Origin of the sequence: Nonlabens sp. (genome assembly GCF_047636915.1) — a bacterium.
GTDB lineage: Bacteria > Bacteroidota > Bacteroidia > Flavobacteriales > Flavobacteriaceae > Nonlabens.
Genome location: NZ_JBLIGN010000030.1, coordinates 23,802 through 30,269, shown reverse-complemented (window position 1 = coordinate 30,269; position 6,468 = coordinate 23,802). Strand labels below are relative to the sequence as shown.

At 36.0% G+C, this 6,468-nt stretch carries 4 protein-coding genes; all 4 read left to right on the top strand.

The window, feature by feature from the left end:
- Positions 1-141: 141 nt before the first annotated feature.
- The 4 genes from ACJAT0_RS06665 to ACJAT0_RS06650 all read left to right on the top strand — a co-directional run bounded on the left by ACJAT0_RS06665 (position 142) and on the right by ACJAT0_RS06650 (position 6,369).
- Positions 142-1,062 (top strand): hypothetical protein, encoded by a 921-nt coding sequence (locus ACJAT0_RS06665; RefSeq protein WP_415181034.1) that lies wholly within the window; start codon positions 142-144, stop codon positions 1,060-1,062.
- 1,036 nt (positions 1,063-2,098) lie between these two features.
- Complete coding sequence (locus ACJAT0_RS06660; RefSeq protein ID WP_415181033.1) at positions 2,099-2,896, top strand: family 16 glycosylhydrolase; 798 nt, start codon at positions 2,099-2,101, stop codon at positions 2,894-2,896.
- Positions 2,897-3,117: 221 nt separating this feature from the next.
- On the top strand, positions 3,118-4,815 hold the full coding sequence (locus ACJAT0_RS06655; RefSeq protein ID WP_415181035.1) for a glycoside hydrolase family 3 protein: 1,698 nt from the start codon (positions 3,118-3,120) through the stop codon (positions 4,813-4,815).
- 12 nt (positions 4,816-4,827) lie between these two features.
- A complete protein-coding gene (locus tag ACJAT0_RS06650) occupies positions 4,828-6,369 on the top strand; it encodes a sugar porter family MFS transporter (RefSeq protein WP_415181032.1) in 1,542 nt (513 codons plus the stop codon).
- Positions 6,370-6,468: the final 99 nt, after the last annotated feature.

Here is a 6,468-nt window from a genome sequence, read left to right as displayed (position 1 = left end):
TAAAACGTTGCCAGTACAAGGATTTGACTCATCAGTAAGCCTATCGCCAAGTCTTCCAGTAGGACTTTATAGAGTGGTTTTAGCGACTTCTCAAAGAACGGTATCAGTAAACTTTATCAAAAACTAAATAGACTACTTGTTATGAATAATTATAAAGTAAATTATAAAATAGGCAATCGACTTAAGAGTCAGTTCTTAGTATTATCATTGGTAACTCTAGTCGTATCGCTATCAGGTATGTATAGCGCTAGCGCACAAGAAGTCTGGAAAGCATCTGCGGGGGCACAGCTTTCCTTTATGCAGCTCAACTCTAGCGATGGTATAGGATCTGAATCATCTTTTGATTCTGGCGCTGGAATTAATCTAGGGATTTCCTACAGTCTGAATAAATCATGGAGTATTCATTCAGGAGTAGGTTTGAGTTATATGCAAGCCAGTAATAGCATATCGAGTTACAATGATCGATCAGATGCTGTGGATGTTGAAGGAGAAAGTTTTGAATTTAGATATGCGTTAGATCGTTATTCTGAAAATCAACAAAGCATGTTATTATCCATTCCTGTGGGAGTCCAGTACGAGTCCTTTGGAAATCAGACGAGATGGTATGCTAAGGCTGGGGCTAGTGTAAACATCTTTATGAGTCCTACCTCTCAGGGAAGTGCTAACACACTTATTACTTCTGGCTATTATGAACGATTCAACGGGGAGTTAACTGAGCCTAGGTTTGCAGGTTTTGGTACGTTCAATAACATCGAATTTGGTGAAAACGATCTGGATATCAATAACAGCTTCAATGCTTTTTTTGAGATTGGGATTAAGGAGAAGTTTGGAGTTGATCAGTGGGTTTATTTTGGCGTGTTTGTAGAATACGGGCTTAATGATATACTAGAGAACAATGGCTCAAGCCTGATTGATTATAACACGAACGCCCCCATGGACTTTATAAATAACAGCAGCCTTAACGCTTCTTTACAATCTTCTGGAAACGCACTGATGGATAAACTTAGTATGAACATCATCGGGTTACGCATCAAGTATGAGTTCGGATTGCAAGGCACATGAAATAAATGATACCCATTTGTTTTTCATATGGTATTAGAACAAACGGGCTGTCCACTTCTGGACAGCCCGTTTTTGTTTGTTAAGACGTTGTACCACACTATTTACAAATCAGCTGTTTGTATAATATTGGAACTTCTAAATGATAGATTTGAATAGCTCTCTCTCTCTTTTGGAGAGGGTTGGGGTGAGGTCTCTACATAGGAGAAATTGTTGCTTGTAATCTGTGCAAGTATGATCCTTTTAAGATTATAGTGTTCTTAGAGGCTTGTATCTAGTTTGCCTCAGCCCAAAGGGATTTGTGAGGCTTAATGGGTAGGAGAACTCCCGTTATTTTCAATTGGTATGGTTAACAATTAGAGACTGATATTGAAGCCGGCACAACATTGAATGCGATCATTTTATTTGCAAGATTCGTGATGGATATATCATCAGTTATTTAAGTGGTTAATTTATAAATCAGAATAAGAAATTCGATGTGTTCAAGAACGCTTTTGATGAAGTTTTTCTCTACTAAATAAAGCTTGAATGGTTTTTATTAAAGATTAATTTGCCTCTTTCTAGTTCAACTAACGGCAGCTTAAATCAACATTATGAAAAAACTACTTTCTTGTTATAAGCACTTTTAAATACCTTGCCTATGGACGTTATAGGTATAAATTGGAATCATTTAAAAAAGCCGCTCTAGAACTAAGGGAAGAGTTGAGAGAAAAAATAAAACAGTAAAGAAAAAAAGTACCGTAAAGAAATGGTTTAAAACAGCTCTTTTCATTTTCATTGTAGACCTTAAGGCTTTAAGCTTATCTTTTCAGATAGCCGGGGTCCTGATTTTTCCCTTTCCCTTTTTAAATAAGTAAATTTTAATATTTATATAAGGTGCGAGGAGAACATCAAACTCTTACCTTTAAGCTTACTGAATTCCCGACATAGTGCGTATTGTAAAACCAGAGATATGAGAACATCAAATTATTCTTTGTTAAGTTTCCTTTTGATAGGAATAAGCTTCGCATCCTGTAAAACAGAGGAAAAAAACGATTCCATGGAACCAATAGAAACCAAGTTGAATGCTTTAGAAAACAAGGAATGGGAAGTTGATTTTTTAGACAACTTTGAAAATTTTAATACCGATAATTGGCAAGATCAACGTATTTGGGTGAATAACGAGACGCATTGCTATGTGCCTGGCGGTGCATTTGGAACAAGAGAAGTCAGTGATGGTTCCTTAAAATTGAAGGTCGTTCGTATAGGTGAGAAAATACGTTGCGACAATTTTGATAAAAACGGAAAGCAACATCCAGAAACTCGATACATGGCAGGCCGGATCGTTACAAAAAACAAAAAAGAATTTATTAAAGGGAAGTGGACCGCAAAACTGAAACTTGCCAGTAATGGAGAAGCAAGTATGTTTCCTGCGTGGTGGCTTCTTGGGGCTCAAAATAATGAATCACCAGTACAAGAACCGGACGAGAATATTTGCTGGCCATTAACAGGCTCTGGAGAAATAGATATTTTTGAACATCATGGAGACCACCAAAAAGATCACTTTACTACCGGAGCTATTAAAAGCTTAGGCGAGTGCGATAAAGGTGATTGGTGGAGTTTGAGAAAAGGATTTGACGTTACTTTAAATGAATATCATGAATATTCTGTAGAATGGGAAGACAGTGATCTAGTTTATAGAGTAGATGGTAAAGAAATATATCGAAATGTAGGGGAAGGTGATAACTACCCAGAAAAGATGTTTGCCATTTTAAATTTTGCTAAAATTACCGACGCTCCGATGAAGGGGGAATGGGTAATGGAAGTAGACTGGGTAAAGCATGAATTCCGAAAGTAGCCAGTTTGTAAAGAATAGTTGCACCTAAATTTTCGTGTATATTTGAATATGTTCCTTCAAAAAAATCATAACGAATTATTTTAAATTTTATGGATTCAAGTAGGCTCAAAGTTATTTGTTATGTATTTCTTTTGCTGGGTTGTATCTCGCTATTAAAATCTTGTAAATACAGTTTAGAAGCACCCTCAGATTTAATTATTGAAAGAAAAGTGGATTCCTTAATGTCGTTAATGACATTAAAAGAGAAAGTTGGTCAAATGTCGCAGGTAAGACATTTTAAAGACATGGAATCGGATAATGACATAGCGATAAAATTTATTGGATCTGTAATTCATACGCAAGGTCCTGAACCAGGGGAAGATGCTTTAGGGTGGCAAAATAGGTTTAGAGCCTTGCAAGAAAAAGCCCTATCTACACGTTTGGGTATTCCTTTGTTATTTGCCGTAGACGCAGTTCATGGTCAAAATACTTTTGAAGGAGCCACTATTTTTCCTCATAATATAGGCATGGGAGCAACTCAAAATCCCGATTTGGTAAAGGAAGCTGCTGAAATTACTGCGATAGAGACTCAAGCTACTGGTTTTAATTGGACGTTTTCTCCCTGTATTGCTATTCCTTATAATGAAAAATGGGGAAGAGTGTATGAAGCATTTTCAGAAAGCACACAACTTACAAGTACCATGGTGGCAGCTTCTGTAGCAGGACATCAAGGGAATTTAAAAGATAAAGAGACGGTAATGGCTACCGCCAAACATTTTATTGGCGATGGAGCTACAGATTATGGCATAGAAGGAGGGAATACTTCTTTAACGATAAAAGAGATTTCAGAACGATTACTGCCTCCATATAAGGCAGCTGTAAAAGCAAAAGTAGGAGCTGTTATGGTTTCATTCAATACCATATCCGATACAGCAATGCATGCTCATAAAGTTTTAATCCATGATACCCTAAAAAAAAGTATGGGGTTTGATGGTATCGTTGTAACAGATTGGAAAGGATATTCTAGATTTGGTAAAAATGACGTGGTAAATGCTGGCGTCGATATGGTGATGGCTGTTGATGGAGACTTAGACGTTTTTCAAAAAGGTTTACATAGTGCAGTGGTTAAAGATTCGGTTTCTTTAGAGAGAATTAATGACGCCGTTAAACGAATTTTAAGACAGAAATTTAGGTTAGGCTTGTTTAAAAACCCTTATCCAGAGCCTAGTTTAATCCCTAAAATTGGTAGTAAAAGGCATCGTGATAAAGCAAGACAAGCTGTTCGGGAATCTTTGGTATTGCTAAAAAACAAAGATCGTACACTACCTATTGATCGAAAGATTGAAAAAATTGTGGTGGTTGGTGAGCATGCAGATAATTCTGGGTTACAATCTGGTGGTTGGACCATTAACTGGCAAGGTATGGAAGAAAATTACTCAGGTGCAACTACTATTTTAGAAGGTATAAAGTCTATAGCTAAGGGAAGTGTAGTTTATGATAAAGAGGCAACAGGGAAACATTTTGATGCAGATATTGCTATTATTGTGATAGGAGAAACTCCGTATGCCGAAATGTTTGGTGATATAAGAGAAGGTGCTGGTGAACGAAAACTAACTTTGAGTAAAACCCATCAAGAATATATTTCTACCTATACAAAAAAAGGAGTTAAAACCGTGGTGATTTTAATTTCAGGAAGACCATTAGTCACTACAGATCAGATCAACCAGTCAGATGCTTTTGTAGCTGCATGGTTGCCGGGTTCTGAAGGAGATGGAATTGCAGAAGTTTTATTTGGAGATTATAATTTTAAAGGAAAACTACCACATTCTTGGCCTAAATCTGTAGAAGATTTCAAAGGGAAATACGGTGTTAATTTCTGGGATACATCTATAAACCCCTTATATAATTTTGGTTACGGCCTAAATTACACCGAGGAATAATTACTACTATACATGAATAAAAAACTTGTCTTTATTGCCTTTGTAGTATCATTAGGTGGCTTTCTTTTTGGTTTTGATGCAGGAATCATTTCTGGAGTCATGTCTTTTGCGGGTCCTGAATTTGATTTAAGTGCCATACAGTCTGGATGGGTAGTAAGCTCGCCTTCATTTGCTGCTATGTTTGCTATGCTGTTTTCGGGAAGGTTAAGTGATCGATTTGGCAGGAAAAAGATACTTCTTTATGTCGCATTTCTGTATGCTACTTCTGCCGTATTATCTGCAGTAGCTATGTCCTATGAAATGCTGTATGTAGCAAGAATAATTGGTGGTTTGGCTTTTGGTGCCGCCCTAGTTTTAGCACCCATGTATATCGCTGAAATTTCAACAGCAGAAAATAGAGGGAAGCTGGTTTCTTTACAACAGTTAAATATCGTTTTTGGTTTCTTTGCTGCCTTCTTAAGTAATTATTTTTTTAATAAATACAATACACCGGACAGCAGCTTTCTTACAGATGAAAATGTTTGGAGATGGATGTTAGGCGTAGAATTAATTCCTGCGGTCTTGTATTTTATTTTTTTATATTTTGTTCCTAAAAGTCCGCGATGGTTGTATTTAAAAGAAAAATATAAAGAGACAAAAGAAGTTTTAGTACAGATTCATGGGGAAGAAAAAGGAGCATTAGAAATTACTTCTATAGAAGAAAATATAAACGCAAATAAAGATAAGTCACCTGTAAAAATTAAGGATTTATTAAAAAGATCCTTGCGTTTTATTTTGGTGGTAGGTTTAATAGTAGGAGTTCTTCAACAAATTACAGGAATAAATGCTGTTTATTTTTATGCAATATCCATATTTAAGCAAACAGGTATTGGTACAGATGCAGCTTTTTCATCAGGAGTTTTATTAAGCACCATTTCAATATTATTTACTTTTGTTGCGATTTATTTAATTGATCGCATGGGTAGAAGGCCTTTATTGTTGATAGGTACAGCAGGTATTGCCGTTAGCTTATTAGTCTGCGCCTATGGCTTTAATCAAGCAACTTATGAGCTATCACAAGAAAAAATTAGCCAATTCGAATTTTCTGATGCAGCAAAATTATTACCTCTTGCAGATAAACGTTACGATAGTGATATTGATTTTAAAAATGATGTAACATCAGCTGTAGGAAATCAAATCTACAATAAAAATGACGGGGCTATTTTAGAAGCAGCGACTTCTATTAATGCCGATTTAATATTTATTGGGATTTTGGGCTTTATAGCCTGTTTTGCCTTTTCATTAGGGCCTGTAATGTGGGTCTTGTTATCAGAATTATATCCATTAAAATATAGAGGTTTGGCGATAGGTGTCATTGCTTTTGTCAATTCTTTAATCAGTTCATTAGTGCAGTTAATTTTCCCTTGGGAATTGTCTAATTTAGGTAACGCACTCACCTTTTTCATGTTTGGTGCCATAGCGCTAGTGGGCTTTTTCATTCTTTTAAAGATATTGCCAGAAACTAAAGGGAAGTCTTTAGAAGAGTTGGAAAAGGAATTTGTTTTGGAGACCTAAGAAAAATGTTTTGAGCATATTAGATTTTAATGGTTCTTTAGTGAAGGTGAGATAAGGACCTTATTGATTTTAATCGACCGGTTATTATTAGTTTCTAGA